Source organism: Salinibacter sp., from assembly GCF_036626415.1.
GTDB lineage: Bacteria > Bacteroidota > Rhodothermia > Rhodothermales > Salinibacteraceae > Salinibacter.
This window is the reverse complement of sequence record NZ_JAZKRW010000010.1, coordinates 19,906-43,148: the sequence shown is the minus strand read 5'-3', so window position 1 is coordinate 43,148 and position 23,243 is coordinate 19,906. Positions and strand designations below refer to the sequence as shown.

16 protein-coding genes are annotated in these 23,243 nt (G+C 65.1%); 12 read left to right on the top strand and 4 right to left on the bottom strand.

The annotated features are described in order from the left end of the window. Positions 1-251: 251 nt before the first annotated feature. Entirely contained in the window at positions 252-1,286 is a 1,035-nt protein-coding gene (gene ruvB / locus V5A20_RS02630; RefSeq protein WP_332314640.1) for a Holliday junction branch migration DNA helicase RuvB, read from the bottom strand. Positions 1,287-1,579: 293 nt separating this feature from the next. Here ruvB and rpoN point away from each other — a divergent pair, with 293 nt between their 5' ends. Continuing rightward, the gene (rpoN, locus tag V5A20_RS02625) at positions 1,580-3,097 is read left to right on the top strand and encodes an RNA polymerase factor sigma-54 (protein WP_332314641.1); all 1,518 of its coding nucleotides are present in this window, start codon (positions 1,580-1,582) and stop codon (positions 3,095-3,097) included. Between the two features lie 45 nt (positions 3,098-3,142). Here rpoN and V5A20_RS02620 read toward each other — a convergent pair whose 3' ends face one another. Then, a complete protein-coding gene (locus V5A20_RS02620) occupies positions 3,143-3,943 on the bottom strand; it encodes a hypothetical protein (RefSeq protein ID WP_332314642.1) in 801 nt (266 codons plus the stop codon). 162 nt (positions 3,944-4,105) lie between these two features. Here V5A20_RS02620 and V5A20_RS02615 point away from each other — a divergent pair, with 162 nt between their 5' ends. Continuing rightward, entirely contained in the window at positions 4,106-5,620 is a 1,515-nt protein-coding gene (locus V5A20_RS02615) for an aminotransferase class V-fold PLP-dependent enzyme (RefSeq protein WP_332314643.1), read from the top strand. Between the two features lie 8 nt (positions 5,621-5,628). On the opposite strand, the gene V5A20_RS02610 is transcribed toward V5A20_RS02615, so the two are convergent. Then, positions 5,629-7,752 (bottom strand): elongation factor G, encoded by a 2,124-nt coding sequence (locus V5A20_RS02610; RefSeq protein WP_332314644.1) that lies wholly within the window; start codon positions 7,750-7,752, stop codon positions 5,629-5,631. Positions 7,753-8,256: 504 nt separating this feature from the next. Here V5A20_RS02610 and V5A20_RS02605 point away from each other — a divergent pair. The 8 genes from V5A20_RS02605 (at position 8,257) to V5A20_RS02570 (ending at position 17,742) form a co-directional block, all read left to right on the top strand. Beyond that, a complete protein-coding gene (locus V5A20_RS02605; RefSeq protein ID WP_332314645.1) occupies positions 8,257-8,748 on the top strand; it encodes a DUF411 domain-containing protein in 492 nt (163 codons plus the stop codon). Between the two features lie 35 nt (positions 8,749-8,783). Continuing rightward, entirely contained in the window at positions 8,784-9,389 is a 606-nt protein-coding gene (locus V5A20_RS02600) for a DUF1684 domain-containing protein (RefSeq protein ID WP_332326653.1), read from the top strand. Positions 9,390-9,595: 206 nt separating this feature from the next. Beyond that, entirely contained in the window at positions 9,596-10,360 is a 765-nt protein-coding gene (locus V5A20_RS02595) for a 3-oxoacyl-ACP reductase (RefSeq protein WP_332314647.1), read from the top strand. Between the two features lie 42 nt (positions 10,361-10,402). Then, positions 10,403-11,107: a tRNA (adenosine(37)-N6)-threonylcarbamoyltransferase complex dimerization subunit type 1 TsaB gene (gene tsaB, locus V5A20_RS02590; RefSeq protein WP_332326652.1), complete on the top strand. Its 705-nt coding sequence runs from the start codon at positions 10,403-10,405 to the stop codon at positions 11,105-11,107. 113 nt (positions 11,108-11,220) lie between these two features. Then, on the top strand, positions 11,221-12,066 hold the full coding sequence (gene accD, locus V5A20_RS02585; protein ID WP_332314649.1) for an acetyl-CoA carboxylase, carboxyltransferase subunit beta: 846 nt from the start codon (positions 11,221-11,223) through the stop codon (positions 12,064-12,066). A gap of 244 nt (positions 12,067-12,310) precedes the next feature. Next, positions 12,311-14,701, top strand: coding sequence for a choice-of-anchor B family protein (locus V5A20_RS02580; protein ID WP_332326651.1), 2,391 nt, complete (start codon positions 12,311-12,313; stop codon positions 14,699-14,701). Positions 14,702-14,779: 78 nt separating this feature from the next. Beyond that, on the top strand, positions 14,780-15,859 hold the full coding sequence (locus V5A20_RS02575) for a YncE family protein (protein WP_332314651.1): 1,080 nt from the start codon (positions 14,780-14,782) through the stop codon (positions 15,857-15,859). A 47-nt stretch (positions 15,860-15,906) separates the two neighbouring features. Continuing rightward, positions 15,907-17,742, top strand: coding sequence for an FG-GAP repeat domain-containing protein (locus V5A20_RS02570; RefSeq protein ID WP_332326650.1), 1,836 nt, complete (start codon positions 15,907-15,909; stop codon positions 17,740-17,742). Between the two features lie 19 nt (positions 17,743-17,761). Here the strand turns inward: V5A20_RS02570 and V5A20_RS02565 are convergent, their stop codons facing one another. Next, entirely contained in the window at positions 17,762-18,115 is a 354-nt protein-coding gene (locus tag V5A20_RS02565) for a hypothetical protein (RefSeq protein WP_332326649.1), read from the bottom strand. Between the two features lie 326 nt (positions 18,116-18,441). On the opposite strand from V5A20_RS02565, the gene uvrB reads away from it, so the two are divergent. Together uvrB and V5A20_RS02555 are read left to right on the top strand one after the other, a co-directional pair. Next, positions 18,442-20,517, top strand: a complete 2,076-nt coding sequence (uvrB, locus tag V5A20_RS02560; RefSeq protein ID WP_332314654.1) for an excinuclease ABC subunit UvrB — start codon at positions 18,442-18,444, stop codon at positions 20,515-20,517. Positions 20,518-20,747: 230 nt separating this feature from the next. After that, positions 20,748-23,204, top strand: a complete 2,457-nt coding sequence (locus tag V5A20_RS02555) for a glycoside hydrolase family 31 protein (RefSeq protein WP_332326648.1) — start codon at positions 20,748-20,750, stop codon at positions 23,202-23,204. Positions 23,205-23,243: the final 39 nt, after the last annotated feature.

The window sequence follows — 23,243 nt, the reverse complement described above, 5'->3', positions numbered from 1 at the left end:
GGGGCAACAGGGCGAAAAGTCCGTGGTGTGGTAGTCCGGCCGAAAAGTGCGGTTCCGGATGTGGTCGGCCGTACCAGGCGTTTCCACAAAAGTCACGCCCCCGTTGAGTCTTTTCGTCCGAATCGCCCTTCGCATCCCGGATGGGCTCTCCGGAGCGGGCACTCGCAATTCGCGACTGCCCGCCGCACTGCCCCCTGCGCCGCCGTCGGGGACGAGTGGGAGACGCGAGGTGCGTGGCGACGGCGGCCCTGCTATTCCTGGTCGAAGAGGTCCTGGTCGGCGGGGGCGGAGGACCGATCGAAATGATTGTACGCCCGCTGGAGGGCAACCCGGCCCTGCGGGGTGCGCTCCATGAAGCCCTCCTGGATGAGGTACGGCTCGTACACTTCTTCGAGGGTGCCGGACTCCTCGCCGACCGACACGGCCAGGTTCTTTAGGCCCGTGGGGCCCCCGTCGAAGTTGTCGATGAGGGTGAGCAGGATGCGCGTGTCCATGTCGTCGAGGCCCTCTTCGTCCACGTCGAGGGCGTTGAGGGCGCGGTCGGCAATGGCCTTTGTAATTTCGCCATCGCCCTCGACCTCCGCAAAGTCGCGCGTGCGGCGCAACAGGCGGTTGGCCACGCGAGGCGTTCCCCGGCTGCGCCGCGCAATCTCGTAGGCCCCATCCGCGGTCGTCTCCACCTGCAGGAGCCGGGCGGAGCGCTCGGTGATCTTCTGCAAGAGGTCCGCGGTGTAGTAGTCGTAGCGAAAGTCGATCCCGAAGCGGGCGCGGAGCGGCGCGGTGAGAAGCCCCTTCCGCGTCGTCGCCCCGACCATCGTGAAGGGCGGCAGGTCGATCTGCACCGTGCGGGCGTTCGGGCCCTGGTCGATCACAATGTCGATGCGGTAGTCCTCCATCGCGGAGTAGAGGTACTCCTCGACGACGGAGCTCAGGCGATGAATCTCGTCGATGAACAAGAGGTCGCCCTCCTCCAGGTTCGTGAGCACCCCCGCGATGTCGGCCGGCTTTTCGAGAACGGGCCCGCTGGAGGTGCGAATGCGGGCGCCCATCTCGTTGGCGATGATGTGGGCGAGCGTGGTCTTGCCGAGCCCCGGGGGCCCGGAGAGCAGGACGTGGTCGAGCGTCTCCCCGCGCTGCAGCGCCGCCGTCATGAACACATTGAGGTTTTGCTTTATCTTCTCCTGGCCGACGAACTCGTCGAGCGACTGCGGGCGCAGCAGCTTTTCGACGTCGGTTTCCGACGGTTCGGCGTCGGCCTTGAGGGCGTCGGAGCGGGGACTGCTCATGAACGGAACGGGGGATCGATAAAGGAAGCACCGGGACCTACGGGACGGCTGTTGAGAGGAGAGGGTTTCATGTGTGTCCCTTGTGTCTTCCGGCCTCCGCGGACCGAAGAGCGCGAGGAGGACCGGCCGCTTCAAACTTCTGTCGGCCCGCTCTGTAAGAGCACTTGGAAATAGAGGAATGAATTTTGCCTCATCACACAGTCCGGAAGTGAGAGCCCACTGCAGACGCCCTTGCGTGCTCTCTGGACGGCACTTCGCGTTCGTCACACCAGTCCGGCCTCCCCGACAGTCGCATGAGCAGCAATATCCTCGAACTCAAGCAGGAACAGGACCTTCAGCAGAAGCTCTCCCCGCAGCAGATTCAGTATATCAAGCTGCTGCAACTGGACACCTTTGACCTGGAGCGGCGCATCGAAGAGGAGCTCGAAGAGAACCCTCTGCTCGAAGAAGGGCTTGGCGAAGAGGAGCAGCGAGAGGAAGATGAGCTCGACGCCACGGCCGAGGAGATGGAGAACGAGCTGGAGACGGAGGACGAGGAGGAGGACTTCGACGTGGAGGACCTCCTCAACAACACCGACGACATGTACGGCTACAATGCCAACCCCGGCTACCAGGGGGACGATGAGGATCGAGACCGGCCCATGCCCGCGGACCAGTCGTTGCCCGAGCAGCTTCAGGGTCAGATCTCGTTCTTGGACCTCGATGAGACTGAGCGCATCATCGCCGACCAGATCATCGGCTCGATCGACGAGGACGGATACCTGAAGCGGGAGATCGACTCGATCCTGGACGACATTCTGTTTAACCACGGCATCGAGATTGAAGCAGAGGACGTGGAGGCAGTGCTCCGGGAGGTGCAATCGCTCGACCCGGCCGGCATTGCCGCGCGGGACTTGCAGGAGTGCCTCCTGCTCCAGCTTCACCGCATGCCCGATGACGTTGATGGGCGCGACACGGCCATCGCCATGCTGGAGGACGAATACGAGAAGTTCACCAAGAAGCATTTCGACAAGCTCCAGAAGCGGCTCGACGTCAACGAGCGGGAGCTCAAAACGGCCTTCGACCTCATCCGGCAGCGCCTCGACCCCAAGCCCGGGGAGGGCGAGTTCTCGGAGCAAACCAATTACATTACGCCCGACTTTTCGGTGCGGTACGTGGACGGCGAGTTCGTGATTACCCTCAACGGCCGCAACGCTCCGGACCTGCACGTCTCGCGTCACTATCGCACGATGCTCGAAAAGCTGAAGGCGCAGAAGAAGTCCGACGACGTGGACGAGGTTGATGAGGAGACCGAAGAGTTCCTGAAGGACAAGTTCAGCTCCGCACAGTGGTTCATCGACTCCATTAACCAGCGACGCCACACGATGTACCTGGTGATGGACGCCATCGTGCAGATCCAGGAGGACTTCTTCCGGTACGGAGAGGGCCACCTCAAGCCCATGATCCTGAAGGACGTGGCCGAGATCATTGACATGGACATCTCCACGGTGAGCCGCGTGGTGAATGGCAAGTACGTGCAGACCGAGTGGGGCGTCTACGAGCTCAAGTACTTTTTCTCCGAGGGACTGGAGACGGTGGACGGGGAGGAGGTCTCCAACAAGGAAGTGAAGGCCGAGCTCCAGCGGATCGTAGACGCGGAGGACAAGACCGATCCGATGTCCGATCAGGCCCTGGCCGACGCCCTCGAAGAGAAGGGGTTCAAGATTGCCCGCCGTACAGTCTCGAAGTACCGAAAACAGCTCGGCATCCCTGTCGCGCGCCTGCGCCGGGAGATTGTCCTCGACGACGAAAAAGAGGGCAGCGAATCGTGAGGGTGGAGCGGGGCGTCACGACGCGCCGTGCCCCCGAAGGTCCCTTTACCGGTCGTACGAGACCGACATCGTGAGGCCGGCCACCGCTACGAACTGGCCGTCTTGAACGAGCGGGTCGAGGCCGGTCCCCACGAAGAGTCCGGGCTGGGCCCGGGCACCGTCCAGCATGAGCGAAAGAACCGCGTGGTGGGTGGTCTGGGACGGGGCCGACCCAGAGAGGAGCGGACGTCCCTCCACGCTCAGCCCCGTCATGAACCGCTCGCCCTCCCACCAGAGCTGGGCACTGTACGGAAGGCGCCACCGCTGCTCTCGGTCGTCGGTGGGGCCCTGATCGGCGGACGCGAAGGTGAGGCCGGAGCGAAGGCGGAGGGACGCGCGGCGCCCGAGCGGCACGCGGCCGTTGAGAAGGGCGGAGGTCGATATGTTCTCGTCCCGAAAGGCGGCGGTGCGCCCCAGGTCGGCCTCTTGGCCGGCCCGCAGCGCTTCATTGTCGGGGACCACAGGGATCCGGACCCCAAGCTCCAGCAGGATCGGTCGGGAAGAGCTACTCAGCCCGACGCCCACGTACGGGTTGCCCACCGCCGCGGAGGAGGTCGCGTCCGTGTCGTACCGGGCCACGGGCAGCTCGGCCGCCAGCTCTACGTTTTCGTTTAGGGACCGAGTGGCGGTCAGGAAGGCGGCGCCCGATGTCACGGATGCATCATCGTCCGGAAGCTCCGGGACGACGGCCTCCAGGGCGACCTGGTTGGGCTGGTACGGGCGGGACCAGATGGTCTGGGCCTGGGCCGGGGCGGCAAGCACACTCGCCCCGACGATTGAGATCAACAAGACGGCAAGATCGCGCATGGGACGACGATAGGGAGAAGAAGGCACGGCGACGTGGAGAGACGTCTTTGAAATGGGCATGTCTCTCGACGGGTGGACTGCATCTCTCGTTCTCAGTTCCTACATTATCGCATGGAATTCAACCAAACGCCCCGGTCCTCTTGTCGCTGCCGCCTCCCTGCCATGCTTGACTCTGCTCCCACCTCCCAAATTGAATCGCGTGGGTCTCGGTCCGCACGGCGGTCCCAGTTGGACGCGCTGAGCCGCGCCTTTGATGGCCTCGACACCGAGTACCCGCTCGCCGACGGCACCACGGCCCCGCGCACCTACCTCGACAGTGCCGCGTCGACGCTCCGTTGTACCGTGGCCGACGACATCGTTCGTCGCGCCCTCCGGCATTACGCGAACACGCACTCGACGCTGCACGCCGGGGCCCGCATCATGACGCATCTCTACGAGCAGGCCCACGAGATTGTGGGACGCTTCGTGGACGCGCCCGACGACTACACGACCCTCTTTGCGGGCAGCGGTGTTACGGGCGGCCTCAACCGCATGGCCCGCGTGCTGGCCGAGCGGCGCCCCGAGCGCGACGTGGTCATTACCACCCTGATGGAGCACCATGCCAACGACCTGCCGCATCGGAAGCACGTAGGCGAGGTGGTGCACGTGCCGCTGGAACACGATCCGGACGGCGAGGCCGGGCGGGTAGACCTCGATGCGTTGCGGGCCGCCATCGACGCGCACGCCGACCGGCTCAACTACGTGGCCATCACGGCGGCCTCCAACGTGACGGGCATCGTCAACCCGGTCCACGAGGTGGCACGCCACGCCCACGCGGCCGGGGCCCTGTGCGTGGTCGACGCGGCGCAGTCGGCGGCCCACGTGCCGATCAGCGTGCAGGGACGAGATGGGTCTGAGGCGCTCGATGTCGTCTGCATGAGCGGGCACAAGATTTACGCGCCCGGCAGCCCCGGGGTGATCGTCGCGCGGAAATCGCTTTTCGAGGGGTTGGAGCCGCAGGTGGTGGGCGGCGGCATCGTGGAGCGGGTCGAGACGGGGCACTACGAGATCACGGACGCACTGCCCGAGCGGGAGGAGGCGGGCACGCCCAACCTGCCGGGGGCCCTGCGGCTCGCCGCCACGCTCCAACTGCTGGGCCGCATCGGCATGGACCTCGTGGCGGAGGACGAGCGCGAACTGACCCAGTACGCGCTGGAGCGCTTCGCCGCGATCGACGGCCTCACGATCTACGGGTCGCACCGCCTAGAGGTGGCCGACCGGATTGGGGTGATCGCCTTCAACCTCGCCGGCCTGCCGCACGGCCTGGTCGCCGCGGCCCTGAACGACCACTTTGGGGTGGCCGTGCGGAACGAATGCTTCTGCGCCCAGCCCTTCGTGCGGGAGCTATTGGGCCGGACGGGGGAGGCCGAGGAGGCCGCGAACGGTGCAGAGTGCGGGCCCGAGACGCAGCCGGGCATGGTGCGGGCGTCCTTCGGGCTGTACAACACAACAGAGGATGTCGACGCGGCCGTCGAGGCGCTGTCCGACCTCGCAGCACGGCCCGACTGGTACCGCACCCAGTACCGTCCCCGCCTCGATGGCAGTGGCGACTGGGTCCATCGCTCCTTCGAGCATCCGCCCGAGGAGGCCTTCTCGCTACAAGGCGAGGTCGACGCGTGGCTCCGGTCTGTGGAATAGTCCCCGCCTCATCCGCCTGACGTCGCCGCCGCTGTCGTCTCAACGACCTCGGCCTGCACGTGCCCTGGCAGTTCTGCGTAGTGGCTGAACTTCGTATGGTGCAGCCCCCGGCCCTGGGTGAGTGAGCGCAGCGTGGTGGAATACTGGTGCAGCTCCGCCTCCGGCACCTCGGCGCTGATTTTCTGCAGCGGCCCCTGCGTGTCGATGCCCTGCACACGCCCCCGTCGCGTATTGAGGTCGCTGATGATGTCGCCCGTGTAGTCGTCCGGCGTGGTAATGAGGACCTCGTGGATGGGCTCCAAGAGCACCGGGCCGGCCTCTTGGAACGCGCGCCGGAAGCACTGGAAGGCGGCCCGCTTGAAGGCCGCCTCGTTCGAGTCGACCGGGTGCATGCCGCCGTCGTAAATGACAACCCGCACGTTGCCGACGGGAAAGCCCGCCACGGGCCCTTCCTTCATGGTGTTGAGAACCCCTTTCTTGATGGAGGAGAAGAATGTGTTCATGTCGATGATGCCCCCGACAATCGCGTCGATGAAGTGGATCTCGGCGCCCCATTCGGTCTCGACGACGTCTTCTCCGCGCACATCGATGGCGTCCGGCGGGTCGAATTCTCCGTCGTAGGGTTCGACCAGCATCGAGATGTCGGCAAACTCGCCGGCCCCCCCGGACTGCTTCTTGTGTCGGTACTCGGCGGTCGCCCGGTGTTGGATGGCCTCGCGGTACGAGATGCGGGGCTCCACGAACGTGACCTCCACCCCGGCCTCCCGTTCGAGGCGCGCCTTGGCGATCTGGAGGTGCATCTCGCCCACGCCGCTTAGCGTGAGCTGGTTGAGCAGCGCGTCGTGGTGGAAGACGAGCGAGGGGTCCTCGTCGGTGATCTGGTGGAGACCTCGAGCAAGCTTGTCCTCCTGCCCCTCCTGAACTGGCTGCACGGCCATGCGGTAGCGCGGATCAGGGAACTGGATGGACGGGATGACGACGTCGGAGTCCGGGACGCGGAGCGTGTCGTTCGTATTGGTGTCTTCCAGCTTCACGAGCGCGCCGAGGTCGCCGGCGATGAGGCGAGGGACGTGGTTGCGCGCCTCCCCGTTCAGTTCGTAGATCTGTCCGATGCGCTCGGTGGCGCCGGTACGGGCGTTTTCCAGGTCCTGTCCCGACTGCAGGGTCCCGTCCACCACACGCACATACGAGTACTCGCCGACATGCTCCTGGGCCATCGTGCGGTAGACGAACGCGACCGGTGCGTCGTCGGGGTCGGCCGTCAGGTTCGGGCCGCTCTCGGTCTTGACCCGCCGGCTGGCGGGGGACGGACAGACCGATCCGATGAAGTCCAACAGCCGAGAGACGCCCACCATTTCTGTCGCGCTCGTCACGAAAACGGGATAGAGCTCCCGGTCGATCATGGCCTTCCGCAGGCCGTTTCGCATCTGGTCGTCCGTCAACTCGCCCTGCTCGAAGTAGGTCTCCATGAGGGTGTCGTCACTGGCGGCGATGTCCTCGACGAGCGTCTCGTGGAGTTCGCGCGCCTCGTCCTCGAAGGCGTTGTCGATCGGCTGCACCTCCGGCTCCGTCTCCCCCTCCGGGTAGTAAAGCTGTCGCATGCGCAACACGTCGACCAGGGTGCGGGTGCCCTCTCCGGCGGGCAGCTGCACCACCGCGGCGCCCCGCCCGAAGCGGTCCTCAATCTCGTCGACAATGCTCCGAAAATCGGCGCTCGCCTGGTCGATGTGGTTGAGGACAAACAGGGAGGGCGTTTCCGTCTGCTCGCCGTAGGACCAGGCCATCTCCGTCCCCACCTCCACCCCGGACCGGGCGTCCATCACGTACAGCGCGGTGTCGGCCACCCGCATCGAAGCGATCACCTCGCTTGCAAAGTCGGGGTAGCCGGGGGTGTCGAGGATGTTGATTTTCTTGTCGTCCCACGCGGCATGTAGCAGCGTCGAGAAGATCGACATCTGCCGTTCCTTCTCACTCTCGTGGTGGTCGCTCTGCGTCGTGCCGTCCGACACAGTGCCGACGCGAGAGATTGCGCCGCTCGTGTAGAGGATGGCTTCGGTCAGTGCCGTTTTGCCACTGCCCTGGTGGCCGACCAGGGCAACATTGCGGATCTGTTGGGGGTCGGAAACGGTCATTGGACTGAGGGGCTCTGCGGGAATGTCAGGGAGAGGTGCCGGGCGAGAACGACCACTGAGGGGAGGGGCTCAGACCCTGTACGGTGGATGGGTGCGAAGCTGAGACACTGTGGGCGAAGTGCTCGGACGGCCCCCAAGCAAGTCTTGGAGCAGGGGCCGAGCAAGGGCGCGATCATGCCCCGGGGAGCGCCCAAGCGGGTGCAGAAGCCGTTCTGGGCTAGGGGCGCAACGCCCGAGCAAGAAGTGCCCTCGGGGCGAGATCGTGCGGTTCGGGACTGTAGACAGCCCGTCAACCAGGTTTGCAGGGACAGTTAAGTTCAGAAAAAGAAAACGAGGAGTCAAGATCAGGACCCGAGACGAAAAGGATCTTTTGCCTGATTCCGAGCAGAGGACGCCAGGGGCACGGTCTCCGGTCACAGGCCCAGTGGGCCCCCAGCGCGAAACACGGATTGCAGGACTGGGTTCTGGAATTCCCTATCGTTCACAGACAGTCTTCCTGTTCTCATGGCTTCGTTTGCCTCGTATCAGACTCACTTTAAGGCCTTCGGGGTCGGCATTCTCCTCGCTGCGCTCGGGGTGGGGGCCTACCTGCAGTTTGGCCCGGCGGCGTCGACGGACCTGCCGACGCTGACGGTATACAAGAGCCCCTCGTGTCAGTGCTGCTCCGAGTGGGTCACCCATATGAAGGAAGAGGGCTTTCCGGTGGAGGTGGAGTCGAAGCTGCGCATGAAGCCGGTGAAGAATCAGGTGGGGCTGCCGGAGTCGCTCGCGGCCTGCCACACCGCCGTCGTGGGCAATTATGTGGTGGAGGGACACGTGCCGGCGCAGGACGTGAAGCAGCTTCTCCGAGATGCCCCCGATGTCCGTGGCCTTAGCGTGCCGGGCATGCCGGTGGGCTCGCCGGGCATGGAGCGGGGCAATCGGGTGGAGCCGTATAAGGTCGTGACGTTTACCCCGTCGGGAGAGACGACCGTGTTTGCCGAGTACGGACGATAGGCGGTGTCTTCCTTGTATTTTAAGACCCGTGCACGATGCGCACTCGCCTTCTGCTTCTCCTTTGTATGGCGGGCCTGTTCCTGGCGTGCGGCGCAAACCCGTCGTCGGAAGACTACGAACAGGTCGTTGTGCAGAACCGCGTGGCGCGGGACATGGAGATGCGAGACAAGGAGAGCGTGCTGCCTCCGGGCCGGAGAGAGGCCTTTCAGGGACTCAATTTTTATGAGGTGGACCCGGCCTACCGATACACAGTCCCGCTCCGGCGATTCGAGACGCCCGACACGGTCATGATCCCTGAGAGCACCGGCGACCTGCGTCCTCAGCAGCGGGTGGGAGAGGTCACGGTGCCGCTTCCGGAGGGGCCCGAGAAGCTGGTGGTGTTTCGGGGCGAAGGCGACACGCCCCGCGGTCGACTCTGGATCCCGTTTGCCGACTCCACGAACCGACACGCCACGTACAGGGGCGGGCGATACGTCGATCTGATGTCGACGGATTCGGATTCGGTCGTGGTCGACTTCAATCGCTCGTACAACCCCACCTGCGCTTACAATCCGGATTTCGCCTGTCCGCTGCCGCCCCCTCAGAACCGAGTCGCTGTGCCCGTGCCGGCGGGCGAAAAGCAGCCCAGCTTTGGCGGGTGAGCACATTGCATCTCCGAGCGGGAGGGAATACCTTTCGGGGATGGCCAGGGGTACCCGTCGCGCACAGAACACGGGCTGAGAAATACCCTTCGAACCTGATCCGGCTTGCACCGGCGCAGGAAGTGCCTCGGCCCTGCCCGAGGAGGGGTGCATGAGCGCGGTACCGTCTGGCTTCGATTCCCCACACACCAAGAAGCCAGTCTCTCATGCGTGCTCTTGACTCGCAAATTGTCGTGATTACTGGGGCCAGCCGCGGGCTCGGCGCCGCCATCGCTCGGGCCTTCGGGCGAGAAGGGGCCCGGGTTGTCGTCAACTACTATCAGAGCCCCGCCCGGGCCGAGGCCGTCGCCGCCGACATTGGCGACCGCGCCCTGCCCGTCCAGGCTGATGTGCGCGATCCGGACGCCGTCCAGGCCTTGGTCGACACCGCCGCAGACCATTTTGGGGCCCCGGTCACGACCGCGGTTCACAATGCCCTCGTGGACTACCAATTCGACGCAGAGGCCCGGGAGACCGCCGACACCATCGAGTGGGAAGACTACCAGACGCAACTGGACGGGTCGGTCAAAGGAGCGCTTCACCTGCTCCAGGCCTGCCTCCCCGGCATGCGGGCGGCGGGCGAAGGCCGCTTCGTGGGCATCAGCTCCAACCTCGTACAGAACCCGGCGGTCCCATATCACGACTACACCACCGGCAAGGCGGCCCTCCTCGGATTCACGCGCAATATGGCCTCTGAGCTTGGGGCGGACGGCATTACCGTGAACCTGGTGTCGGGCGGCCTGCTCGATGAGACGGACGCCAGCGCTGCGACGTCGGACGCGGTGTTTGATGCCATCCGGCAAAACACCCCGCGGGGCACGGTGACGACTCCGGAGGAAGTCGCCGACGCGGTGCTCTTCTTTGCCTCCCCCTGGGCCCGGGCCGTCACGGGGCAGAACCTAGTCGTGGACGGCGGCCTTGTCATGAAGTAGCTCGGCGCCTGTATTCTTCTTGTTGACCTCCCCCTCCCGCACGTGACGCTTCTCGCCCTCGAAACCGCCACCTCTACCTGCGGCGTGGCCGTCCTGGACGATGATGTGGTGGTCGCCGAGGCCCATCTGCACCGCCCCCGTGTGCACGCCGAGCGCCTGAGCCCTCTCGTCGAGGAGGCGCTCGGCCACGCCGACGTGTCGCCGGGGGCCCTGGATGCCGTGGCGGTGTCGATGGGGCCGGGCTCGTACACCGGCCTCCGGATTGGGGTGAGCACGGCAAAAGGGTGGGCGCTGTCCGCGGACGCAGCCCTCGTCGGGGTGCCGACGCTGGAGGCGTACGCCGCCCAGTTGCGTCCGGTCGCCGCGCCCGGGGACGTGGTGTGCGCGCTGCTCGATGCCCGCCGGGACGAGGTGTACGCCGGTGCGTTCCGGCAGACAACGACTGGGGTGGCCGAGCACGCGCCCACGACGGCGCTTCCGGTGGAGGCCCTTCCCGGCTGGCTGGGGACCGTAGACGGGCAGCTGTGGCTCGTCGGAGACGGGGCGCCGAAGGGGCGAGACGCCTTTTCCGACGACGCGTTTTCTTGCAGGATGCTCTCCGCCGACGAGGTGTCGCCCTCTGCGGGCTGGGTGGCCCGGTGCGGTCACCAGCGCGTCGACGCGTACGGGCCCGACGACGTGACGACGGTCGAACCGTTGTACGTGAAAGACGTGCATGCGACCCCAGCGCCGTCCCCCTTCGACTGAGCTTCGTTTGGACTTTGCGGGCGTCGTTTCTGATCTTCTGCCGGGGCGACGTCTCAAATCGGCGCCCCACTGGTTCGCATTCGTCACTCCGCACCTGTTCCCTCTTCCTGCCCATGCCCTGGTTTCGGCGCGAGAAGGCCGGCATCCGCACCACCCGCGAAGAGCAAAATGAAATGCCGGAGGGGCAGTGGGTGAAGTGCCCGGAGACCGGCGAAATTACCAATCGGCGCGAGTTGGAGGAAAACCTGCTCGTGTTTCCCGGCTCGGGGTACCACTTTGGGATGGACAGCCACCAGTATTTCGGGTTCCTGTTCGACGACGGCGACTACGACCTGCACGATACCGACCTCCGGTCTGTGGACGCCCTCAATTTTGAGGACCGCAAGCCCTACAGCCAGCGGCTGGAGAGCGCGATGGAGGAGACCGAGCAAAACGAGGCCGTGCAGGCCGCCACTGGGGCCATTGGGGGGCACCCTGTGTCGATGGCGGGGATGGATTTTAGTTTCATCGGGGGATCGATGGGCTCGGTCGTCGGAGAGACGGTGGCGCGGGCGATCAAGCGCGCCTACACGGAGGGGATGCCTCTCATTACCATTGCCCAGAGCGGCGGGGCCCGCATGATGGAGGGAGCCCTTAGCCTCATGCAGATGGCCAAAACGAGCGCACATGTCACGCGGCTGGACGAGGCGGGACTGCCGTTCATCTCCATCCTGACGCATCCCACCACGGGCGGCGTCTCGGCCTCCTTCGCGATGCTTGGTGACATCCACATTGCTGAGCCCGACGCACTGATTGGGTTTGCCGGGCCACGGGTGATCCGCGAGACGATCGGGTCCGACCTGCCGGAGGGCTTCCAGAAGTCGGAGTTCTTGCAGGAGCACGGGTTCGTGGACATGATTGTGGACCGGCGTCGCCTCCGCCGCCGCATTATCCGGCTGCTCAACCTTTTGATGGAGTAAGTCTAAGGGGCCCCGCGGCGGTCGTGGATCGTTCGCGTCCTGCCAGTGGCCGTGCCCCCTTCGGCGGGCGAATCCCGAAAGATCAGCAGCTCCCCCCCGGGGCCCCGGCAGGTCGGGGCTCTTTACGAAGGCGTGGAAATTCCATCAATGCGTCCGAAACCCCTTCAGTGCGGACAGTTATCATAGGATGCTGTCTCGCGTTAACTCTCGCTTTGCAATCCTGCGGACACTTTCCCCAACCCCCATGAAACGAATCTCCTCTTTCCTTACGCTCGCATTCTGTCTCGTGGCGTGGGGGCTGCCTGCCTCCGCCCAGACGACTCCGACTGCGTCGAGCGCGCAACTCAACGGCTTTAGCCGTGCCCTCGACGTGGAGGCCGATCGCGTGTACGTCGGTGAATCCCAGAACATCCACACTCCCGGTCGGGTCTACGTCTACGAAGAGGACGGCGACGCCTGGTCCGAATCCGCTTTCTTCGAGGCCGATGACGGAGACGTCGGGGACAGCTTCGGCGCGGCCCTTGACGCCTCCGGCCGTCAGGTCGCCGTCGGCGCCCCGTCGGCGAATGCCGTCTACGTGTTTGAACCGGGGGAAGACGGCTGGACGCAGAGCGCACGCCTCACCGTGGCCGATAGCACCTCGGACTTTGGGCAGAGCGTGGTGCTGCACGACGACCGTCTGTTCGTGGGGACCTCCGCGACCGTGTCGATGACGGAGCAGGACACTGTCGCGACGGGTGCAGTGCATGTCTTTGGGCGACAGGATGGGTCCTGGCAAGAAACTGCGACGCTCCGGAGCGAGGAGGTGGGGGCGGACGCAGGGTTTGCGAGTGCCCTGCTCGCGTCGGGCGATCACCTGCTGGCCACGGCCCCGCAGCATGACGGAGGTGCCGTCGTCGCCTTTCACGACGGCGCGGAAGGCTGGGCGGAACTCCAGACCATCACGCCCGGAGAACTGAGCGGCAGTGCCCGATTTGGGTCTGCGATCGAGGCCGCTGGGGACCAGGTGCTCGTTGGGGCCCCCCGTGCCTACGATGCGACGGGCCTGGCATACGCCCTCTCGTTCGACGCGGAGGCGGAGCGTTGGGCCGTGGATGGGCGGCTTCTTCCCTTTGATGGTGCGTCGCGTCATCTGTTCGGCACCTCTTTCGCCTACGACGGGGCCGACCTCTGGGTGGGCGCCCCGGGTGCCTCGGATCAGACTGGAGCGCTGTACCGCTACGGCCATGCCGACAACTCTTGGACCGGCGCGACGCGGGTGACGCATCAAGAGGCAGAAACGGGCAATGGGCTGGGCGCCACGCTTGCGGGCAGCAAATCTGTGCTGGCGGCGGGACTGCCGGGGGACGACCACGGGGCCGGTACGATGGGGCTCTACTCCATCGCGTCCGGCGAGTGGACGCAGACGGCCCCCATCGCCCCCTCCACGGGGCAGGTCCTCAGCGCCATGACGGGAGAGGAACGAGACTGCTCGGACGGCACCGTTGCCCAGTTCTCCTGTGAGGGCGTCGACATGAAGTCCTTTCTCCCCATTCAGGCCATTGGGGGCGAGCGCGGGATCAGCCTGAACGACATTTGGGGCTGGACGGACCCGGAGACGGGCACAGAGTACGCGCTCGTGGGCCGCACCGACGGGACCGCCTTTGTGGACGTGAGCGACCCCACCAACCCGCAGTACGTGGGCGAACTGCCGCTCACGGACGGGGCCCGCATCAATTCCTGGCGGGACGTAAAGGTGTACAAGGACCATGCATTCGTGGTGGCTGACAACGCCAAGGACCACGGCATGCAGGTATTCGACCTCACGCGTCTGCGGGACGTGAACGCGGAGCAGATGCCTGTCACCTTCGACCACGACGTCCTTTACGACCGGGTCAACAGTGTCCACAATGTTGTGATTAATGAGCAGACGGGTTACGCCTACGCCGTAGGCAGCAGTGGGGGAGGAGAGACCTGCGGCGGCGGGCTCCACATGATTGACATCGAGGACCCGCTGAACCCGACCTTTGAGGGATGCTTCGCCGATCCGTCCACGGGCCGCTCCGGCACCGGCTACACCCACGACGCCCAGTGCGTCGTCTATGAGGGGCCGGACGCCGAGTACCAGGGGCGAGAAATCTGCATTGGACTCAACGAGACGGCCATCAGCGTCGCGGATGTGACGGACAAGGACAGCACCGTGGCCCTCTCGACGGCCTCGTACCCGGACTACGGCTACGTCCACCAGGGCTGGTTTGACGAGGAGCAGCGCTACTTCTACCAGAACGACGAGCTGGACGAGGCGCAGGGGAAGGCCGAAAACACCCGTACGCTAGTGTGGGACCTGCAGGATCTCGACAACCCGAAGCTCGTCAACCAGCTCAGTCTTCCGGAGAAGTCCATCGATCACAACCTGTACGTGAAGGGGTCGACGATGTACCAGTCCAACTACAAGAGCGGGCTGCGCATCCTCGACATCAGTGATCGGGAAAATCCGGAAGAGGTTGCCCACTTCGACACGCAGCCGTACGACGAAAATGAGGCTGGCTTTCAGGGCTCTTGGAGCAACTATCCGTACTTCGAGAGCGGTATTATCATCGTGTCGAGCATCGGCGAAGGCCTGTTCGTACTGGAGGAGTCACAGCAGGAGCTGTAACGAGACCAGCAGCGCCCGCGAGAGGACACGACGGGCGGATCCTATCGGCCTGATTCTGCTGAACCAACGTTTCCACGCATGATTGTGCGTCGTTTCCTTTCGGTTCTCCTCGTCGGTGTGCTCCTGAGCATTGCGCTTCCGGCGTGGGGGCAGGCGCAGAGCCCGAAGCTGTACGTGTGCAATCAGGGAGAGGCCACCGTCTCGGTGATCGACATGGAGGCGATGGCCGTCGAGACGACCGTTGACCTCAAGGATCAGGGGTTCTCGGAGAATGCGAAGCCGCATCACGTCGTGGCCGAGCCCGACGGGAGTCACTGGTACGTGAGTCTGATCGGGGCAAACACGATCCTCAAGATGAACCGGCAAAACGAAGTCGTCGCGCGCCTTGATGACTTCGAAGTGCCGGGGCTGTTGGCCCTTGACCCATCGAAGGACGTGTTGTATGCGGGCCGCTCGATGAGTGCCGTGAATCCCCCGAAGAGTTTGGGCATGATCCAGCGGTCCAACATGAGGGTCATAGAACGGGTCGGCACCTTCTTTCCGCGGCCTCACCCCCTGGCCGTGACGCCGAATGGGGAGCATGCCTTCATCGCGAGCCTGGGCACCAACCAGCTGATGGGCGTGGACACGGACACGCGAGAAACGCAGCTGACCCGGCTGGACGGGACGACCCAGACGCCGGTCCAGTTTGCGGCGACGGCCGATGGCTCGACCCTCATCGCGGGGGGGCAGAAAACGGGGCAGCTCCTGGTGTTCGATGCGAGTGAGGCCCCCGCCCTCTCGGTGACTGATACCCTCACTGTGGGGCGTCAGCCATGGCATCCCGTCATTGGCCGGCAGAGCGGCCTGGCCTACGTGCCCAACAAGATGTCCCACTCCATCAGTGTCGTTGACGTCGACAACGCATCGGTGCAGGCGACCATTCGGGGCGATGGCCTCGCGCAGCCCCACGGCACGGTGCTTTCGGCCGACGGGCGGCATCTCTTCGTGTCGAACAACAACCGGGAGGGCACCTACGAGCCCCGCGGCGAGAACCCCGACGCGGGCACGGTGACGGTGATTGACACGCAAACCAACGAGATCGTGAAGGTGATCGAGGTGGGGACCTATCCCACCGGCATCGGGACCCTTGGTGGGGCACAGGCCGTCGGCTCCTAGCAGTCCGGGCCCCCTCGCTCCGCTGACGTGACAGCCCTGTGTATTTGATGCGACGTGTTCTCGCCTTTGTTGTCGGCCTCGCTGGGATTCTCCTGGTGGGCTGTGCCGGGTCTTCGCAGTCGGTGTCGTCGGAGGCCCCATCGGCCTCGTTCCCGGACGACTACCAGCGTGTGGTGTCGCCGTCCCTCGAAGTGATCAACGCGGAAGGAGCCTCCATTCCGCATCCGTTTTACGGCGGCTTCAACACGCCGCGTCCCCAGTTCGTCGACGTCGACGGGGACGACGATTCGGATCTCTTCGTACAGGAGCGCCCCGGCCAGCTTGCCTTCTTCGAGCACGTCACCGAGGGAGACTCCTCGCGCCTCGTCTGGCGCACCGACCACTACCGGGACCTTGAGATCGGGGAGTGGTACCGGTTTGCGGACCTCGATCAGGACGGGGTGCCCGATCTGTTGACCGAGGAGCCCTACAGTCACCTCCGCGCCTACCGAAACGTGGGCACGTCCACGGCGCCGGCGTTCGAACTGCACGCCGATACCCTGCGCACGGTCGAAGGCGAGCCGATCTTTTCGGACCGCCAGAACATCCCGAACGTCACCGATCTCGGCTGCGATGGCCGGCTGGACCTCTTTCTGGGGCGACTCGACGGGACCATCACGCACTATGAGTCGACCAAAACGGAGGGCATGCCTCAGTTTGCCCACGTGACGGACAGGTTCGAGGGCATCAAAATTGTCGGGGAGACGGGGCAAAAGAGCGGCCCGTCCCTCCACGGGGCCAACACGCTCACCTTCGCCGATGTGGACGACGACGGCGACTCCGATCTGTTTTGGGGCGACTTCTTCGAGCCCGGGCTCCTCCTGATCGAGAACACCGGATCCTGCGGGAATCCCGTCCTGAGCGGCGAGCCGGAGCGCTTTCCGACATCGAATCCGCTCCTGACCAGCGGGTACAACGCCCCTGCCTTCACCGACTGGTCGGGCAACGGACGTCCGGATCTGTTTGTCGGGGTGCTCGGGGGCTCCAACGATTCCAACACGAGCCTTGCCGACAACTTTTACTTTTACGAGCACACGGCGGACGGATATCAGCTCCGGACACGCCAGTTCGCCGGGGGGCTCGACGTGGGGAGTGAGAGCACCGTGGCACTCGGGGACATTCAGGGCGATGGGCGGACCGACGTGCTCGTGGCGAACAAAATCGACCCCGGGAAGGGGGAGACCTCTCTCGTGTACCCACTGACGCCGACCGATGAGGCGGGCCGGCTTCAAAAAAGATCACCGCTGGACCTGCCGGACGCGTACCACTACGCTCCGGCCCTCGGTGATCTGAACGGCGATGGGTCCGACGACCTTATCCTCGGGACCTGGCAAGGAGGCCTCTCCTACCACGAGAATGAGGGGGACGGGACCTTCGATGCGGCCCACGGTGCCCTGGACAAGCTGTCGGGCGGAAGCAACGTGGTCCCTGCCCTGGGCGATGTGACCGGCAACGGAGTCCTGGACCTTGTGACAGGAACGTCGAGTGGCATCCTCACGCTGTACCGCAACACGGGAACGGAGACGGATCCGGACTTCGCGTCGGAGGGGACTGTCCTCGCGGAGCTGGACGGGCGAGTTGCCCCCACGCTTTATGACGCGACCGGCGAGGGGCGTCTGGACCTGCTCGTCGGAACGGACGACGGCCTGCTCCTGCTCCGCAACCAGGGCAGGAGCGATCCCCCAGACTTTGCGGCGGCCACCCCGATCGACCTTGACGGCATTCCCCGAAATGCCACCCCCGCCGTGGGCGACCTGAGTGGAAATGGGCTGCCGGACCTCGTCGTGGGGGGCAAACGCGGCGGGCTTGTGCTCTTCCAGCCCCCGTCCGGAGGCGGCCAGTAAGAGAGCACGACGGCCCCCGCTACCAGAGTCCCGTAAGCACGTCTCGAAACGAAAACGAGGATGAGGGTTCATCCGCGTCTGCCTCGGGCGCTTGCGGCTCGTCCAATGCCTTGTTCAAAGCGTGAAGGCCGGAGCGAAACTGGTGCGTGAGCCGCTCCCGCGTATCGTCAGAAAGGGCCTCGTACGCCCCCTCCTGCAGAGCCTTCAGGGCGCGCCGGTGGTGCTTGTGGGCGCGTCGCAGCTCCTCGTCGGGCCGACCCCGCAACTGGTCAACGGCCTCTTCGAGATCCGACGGGGGATCGTCGAGGGGCAACCGTGCGGGCGAAAACGAGTCACTGGAAGTGGAAGAGGCCTCGCCAGACTGAGAAGACACCGTCGATGTAAGCATGTTGGACGAGAGTAGGATGATGAAGACGAGTCCGACCGGAGGTGCCAACCTGTTGGCCTTGAGCCAACTGGAACCGCTTCCAAAAAATAAGGGTCTGCTTACCCCCTTGTGTCAGAACCCAGTCAAGATTCAGCGATGAGTTCTGGAACGTGCCGTCATCCTTCATTGAAATCCCTTTGGGCTCCGCGCCCGGCAATCTGAGCGGGGGCAATGACGACGGGGACATTTTCCACAACGGAGTCGCAACCCAACCGACGCGAGCGGATTCAAGAACTTCTCTATGGTGCTCTCAAAACAGACGCGCTACGAACATGACCGAGGTCCTCGACGACCGCACGGATCAGTTTCAGCTCGAATCCGACTTCGAGCCCATGGGGGATCAGCCCCAGGCGATCCGAGAGCTCGTGGACGGGGTGCGCAGGGGCGATGAGCACCAGACCCTACTGGGGGCCACCGGGACGGGCAAAACCTTCAGCGTGGCGAACGTGATTGAGGAGGTGAACAAGCCCACCCTCGTCATGAGCCACAACAAGACCCTGGCGGCCCAACTCTACGGGGAGCTGAAGCAGTTCTTCCCGGAGAATGCCGTCGAGTACTTCATCTCGTACTACGATTACTACCAGCCGGAGTCGTACATCGTCCCGAATGATACCTACATCGAGAAGGACGTGGCCATTAATGACCGCATCGAGCGGCTTCGGCTCCGGGCCACCTCCGAGCTCATCAGCGGGCGGGACGACGTGATTGTGGTGGCCAGCGTCTCCTGCATCTACGGCCTCGGCTCGCCGGCGGAGTTTCGAAAAGAAATTCTGCCACTGGAGCGGGGGCTGGAGGTGGAGCGCAACGACCTGCTGCGTCGCTTTATCGACCTGTTTTACGAGCGCAACGACATCGAATTTACGCCGGGGACCTTCCGCGTTCGGGGCGACGTGGTGGATATTTTCCCGGCCTACCGGGAGGAAATCGCCCTCCGAATCGAGTTTTGGGGCGATGAGATCGACCGCCTGGCCCTGTTTGAGCCGGAGAGTGGACGGGAGCTGGAAGAGGTGCCCCAGTTCACGCTGTACCCGGCACAGATTTTCGTCACGCCCGAAGATCGGCTGGAACGGGCCATCGAGGACATCAAGGAAGAATTGCGCTGGCGGCTGGCGGTGCTCCGAGAGGAGGGCAAAATGGTGGAGGCGCAACGCCTCGAGCAGCGGACGATGTTCGACCTCGAGATGATGCAGGAGGTCGGCTACTGCTCCGGCATCGAGAACTACAGCCGCCACCTGACGGGCCGCGAGCCGGGCGAACGGCCGTACTGCCTGCTCGACTACTTCCCCGACGACTTTTTGCTGGTGGTGGACGAGAGCCACGTTACGATTCCGCAGGTGCGGGCCATGTACAACGGCGACCGCCAGCGCAAGCTGAAGCTGGTGGAGCACGGCTTTCGACTCCCGTCAGCCCTCGACAACCGGCCCCTTACCTTCGAGGAATTTGAGGAGTTGACGCCGCAGACCATCTACATGAGCGCCACGCCCGCCGATTATGAGCTGGAGCAGAGTGGCGGCGTGTTCGTGGAGCAGGTCGTGCGTCCCACCGGGATCCCGGATCCGGAGATTGATGTTCGCCCGACCGAGACCCAGGTGGACGATCTGATGGAGGAGATCCGCAAGCGGGCCGAGCGAGACGAGCGCGTGCTCGTGACGACCCTCACGAAGCGCATGACGGAGGACCTGGCCGACTACCTCGACAGCTACGGCGTGGACGTGCGCTGGATGCACTCCGACATCGACGCCCTCGAACGCGTGGACATCATCCGGGGCCTCCGTCTCGGGGAGTACGACGTGCTGGTGGGTGTGAACCTGCTTCGAGAGGGACTCGACCTTCCGGAGGTGTCGCTCGTAGCCATCCTCGATGCCGATCAGCAGGGCTTTCTGCGGTCGGAGACCTCGTTGATCCAGACCGCCGGCCGTGCCGCCCGCAACGTCGACGGGCAGGTTATCCTCTACGCCGACGAGATCACGGAGGCCATGGAGAAGATGATCAACGAGACGAAGCGGCGTCGGGAGCGGCAACTCGAGTACAACGAGGAGCACGACGTTACGCCCGAGCCCATCAAAAAGTCGCCCGATGAGATCAAGATGGGCACGGCCATCGCCGACGAGAAGAGCGACGGGGAGGACTCCGGCTCCCGGCACCACTACGGCAGCCCAGACCAGCTCTCCAGCGAGGTGGCCGATCCGGTGGTGGAGTACATGTCGGACGACCAGAAGCGGGACCTGGTCGAGCAGATGCGAGAAGAAATGGAAGAGGCCGCTGAGAACCTGGACTTCGAGCGCGCCGCGGAGCTGCGGGACAGCATCGAGGAACTGGAGGCGGAGCTCGAAGGCGGTGGAGAATAGAACGATCGAGGCCGTTGAATCGGGGCCGTATGATCCCCCGAGCTTCACCTTCAGGTCCTCGTCCCTCGGGAGACCGGGCGTACTCGGCCTTCGCTGGTTCGCATCGTTTGCGACCGGGCTTCTGCCACGGCGGGAGCACGACACGTCGGTGCGCTTCACTCTGTGGCGTGTGTTGTGTACACTGAGGTCGGTGTGGAGGGGCATTCCCTCACGTCCAGTCGTCCCCCCCGATGAAGCATCTTGTCTGGTTTCTCGCGAGCCTTGTCCTCGGGGCCCCGGCCCTGTCCCAGCCGGCCGTCCCACAGGGCGTCCGTCCCGGCGCGTATATGGACCACCGAACCGACGGGGCGAGCGTCGTTGTGGAAGGAGAGGGGGCGACCGCGCACATCACGTTCTACCGCTCGTCCGTCGTGCGGGTCGACTGGTTGCCGCCCGGACGGACGCCTGACAGCTCCTTCGCGGTCGTGCAGTCGCCCGAGCCAGAGATTGAACCAACGGTTCACATGGGCCCGGATGCCCTCTGGGTCCGTTCTCCGCAGATGACCGTTGCGGTGCAGAAGCGCCCCCTGCGGCTCCGGTTTACGGACGGGGCGGGGAGGGAATTGGTGGCCGAGGTCGACTCCGGCTTCGTCGCTCGTGACACGGCCCGCTCGATCCGGTTTTCCCTTACGCCCGACACCCGCCTCTACGGCACCGGTGAACGGGTCCCGTTCGGCCTCCGCGGCGATACCCTGCGCATGCAGAACCAGGCCCACTACGGCTACAGCGAGCCGCAGCTGCCCATGAAGATCAACGTGCCGTTCCTCACCACGACGGGCGGCTATGGGCTGTTCGTCGACAACCCGTATCCGGCCCGGTTCATGCTCGGCGCGGCCGACTCCACGCGAATGAAGTACGTGACCCCCGGCGGCGAGATCACATACTACGTGGTTGGGGAGGCGTCCATCCCCGAGCAGCTCCGGCAGTACACGTGGCTCACGGGCCGACAGCCGATGCCGCCCAAGTGGTCCCTCGGCTACATCCAGTCGAAGTTTGGCTACGAAACCGAGGCCCAGGCCCGCGGGGTGGTCGACACGCTGCGCCGCAAGCAGGTTCCCGTCGACGCCGTCATCCTCGACCTCGACTGGTTCGAGCACATGGGGGACCTCCGGTGGAACCGAAAGGCGTTCCCGGAGCCCTTCGACATGATCGGGGACCTGCGTGACCGGGGCGTCAAGACCGTCACCATCACCGAGTCCTACATCACCCGCCCGTCGCGTCTGTTCGAACCGGCGCTCGACAGCAATTTTGTGGGCCAGCGCCCGGACGGCTCGCCCTACGTGATGGCCGACTGGTGGTCCTGCGACGCGTGCGACGTGGCCCTGCTCGACGTGACGGATCCCGCGGTGCGGGACTGGTGGTGGCGCCAGCACCCGCCGTTTATGGGGTCGGAAATGGCGGGCTTCTGGACGGACCTGGGCGAGCCGGAGCGCCATCCCGCCGACATGCAGCACCACCTCGGGCCTCGCAACAAGGTTCACAACGTCTACAACCACCTCTGGGCGCAGACGCTCTTCAACGGATGGCACGACTGGCGCGACAACCAGCGCGTCTTCAACCTGACGCGCTCGGCCTCCGCCGGCACGCAGCGCTACAACCCGACCCTCTGGAGCGGCGACGTGGCGTCGAGCTTTGAGGCGTTCCGGCTGCAGATTCCGTTTCAGTTGAACGTCGGCCTCGCGGGCTTCGGCCTGTACGGGTCGGACCTTGGCGGCTTTACGGGGAAGACGTCGCCGGAACTCTATGCGCGGTGGATGCAGCAGGGGGCCCTGTCGCCCACCATGCGCCCACATGGCAGCGACACACCGACCGAGCCGTGGCGCTACGGGGAGGGAGTGGAAAACATCGTGCGGGAGATGGTGCGCCTGCGCTACCGGCTCATGCCGTATCTTTACACGCTCGCCTGGCAGAACCACCGCACCGGGATCCCGCTCACCCGCCCGCTCTTCTTCGCGGACCCGTCCGACGAGCGACTGCACGAGGTGGAGCATTCGTACCTGCTCGGCGAGTCGCTCCTCGTGGCCCCCGTACTGCGGGACAGCGCCCGCAGCCGTGCCGTGCCACTCCCGGAGGGCACCTGGATCCACTACTGGACGGACGCGGCGGTGGAAGGGGGGCGCACCGTCACCGTCGACGCCCCGCTCGCCCAGATCCCGCTCTTCGTGAAGGGGGGCGCCATTGTGCCGATGCGTCCCGTGGCGCCGCACACGGAGGCGCAGCCGCCCGATACGCTGGCCCTGGCGGTCTATCCGGACTCCGGCCGCGCCGGCTTCTTTTCGCTGTACGAGGACGACGGCCGGACGCTCAACTACCAGGACGGGGCGTACGCGGTCACCGACCTCACGCAGCAACTTCGGCCGCAGGACGACGGCACGGCAGACCTGTCGGTGTCGGTAGGGGCCGCGGTGGGCACCTACGGAGGACAGCCCGAGGCGCGAACGGTCCGTGTCCACGTGCATCGGGTGCCGCGGGCCCCAGCCCGGGTGCACGTGAATGGCGCGCCGTTGCCGGAGCGACTCTCGTCGGCAGCGGGACAGGGGTGGCGCTACGACCCGAAGGCAAACGTGCTCACGATCCGCTTCCAGGGCCCAATCCACGAGTCGCACCGACTCGTCGTGGACGATGTGGGGCCCATCGGGCACTTCTGAGCGACCGGGCCGGCCCTCGCCGCTTCTTCACGCGGCGCG

Bases quoted from the DNA above. Each gene is read 5' to 3' on its own strand.
- ruvB (WP_332314640.1), bottom strand. From the start codon at position 1,286: ATGAGCAGTCCCCGCTCCGACGCCCTCAAGGCCGACGCCGAACCGTCG.
- rpoN (WP_332314641.1), top strand. From the start codon at position 1,580: ATGAGCAGCAATATCCTCGAACTCAAGCAGGAACAGGACCTTCAGCAG.
- V5A20_RS02620 (WP_332314642.1), bottom strand. From the start codon at position 3,943: ATGCGCGATCTTGCCGTCTTGTTGATCTCAATCGTCGGGGCGAGTGTG.
- V5A20_RS02615 (WP_332314643.1), top strand. From the start codon at position 4,106: ATGCTTGACTCTGCTCCCACCTCCCAAATTGAATCGCGTGGGTCTCGG.
- V5A20_RS02610 (WP_332314644.1), bottom strand. From the start codon at position 7,752: ATGACCGTTTCCGACCCCCAACAGATCCGCAATGTTGCCCTGGTCGGC.
- V5A20_RS02605 (WP_332314645.1), top strand. From the start codon at position 8,257: ATGGCTTCGTTTGCCTCGTATCAGACTCACTTTAAGGCCTTCGGGGTC.
- V5A20_RS02600 (WP_332326653.1), top strand. From the start codon at position 8,784: ATGCGCACTCGCCTTCTGCTTCTCCTTTGTATGGCGGGCCTGTTCCTG.
- V5A20_RS02595 (WP_332314647.1), top strand. From the start codon at position 9,596: ATGCGTGCTCTTGACTCGCAAATTGTCGTGATTACTGGGGCCAGCCGC.
- accD (WP_332314649.1), top strand. From the start codon at position 11,221: ATGCCCTGGTTTCGGCGCGAGAAGGCCGGCATCCGCACCACCCGCGAA.
- V5A20_RS02580 (WP_332326651.1), top strand. From the start codon at position 12,311: ATGAAACGAATCTCCTCTTTCCTTACGCTCGCATTCTGTCTCGTGGCG.
- V5A20_RS02575 (WP_332314651.1), top strand. From the start codon at position 14,780: ATGATTGTGCGTCGTTTCCTTTCGGTTCTCCTCGTCGGTGTGCTCCTG.
- V5A20_RS02570 (WP_332326650.1), top strand. From the start codon at position 15,907: ATGCGACGTGTTCTCGCCTTTGTTGTCGGCCTCGCTGGGATTCTCCTG.
- uvrB (WP_332314654.1), top strand. From the start codon at position 18,442: ATGACCGAGGTCCTCGACGACCGCACGGATCAGTTTCAGCTCGAATCC.
- V5A20_RS02555 (WP_332326648.1), top strand. From the start codon at position 20,748: ATGAAGCATCTTGTCTGGTTTCTCGCGAGCCTTGTCCTCGGGGCCCCG.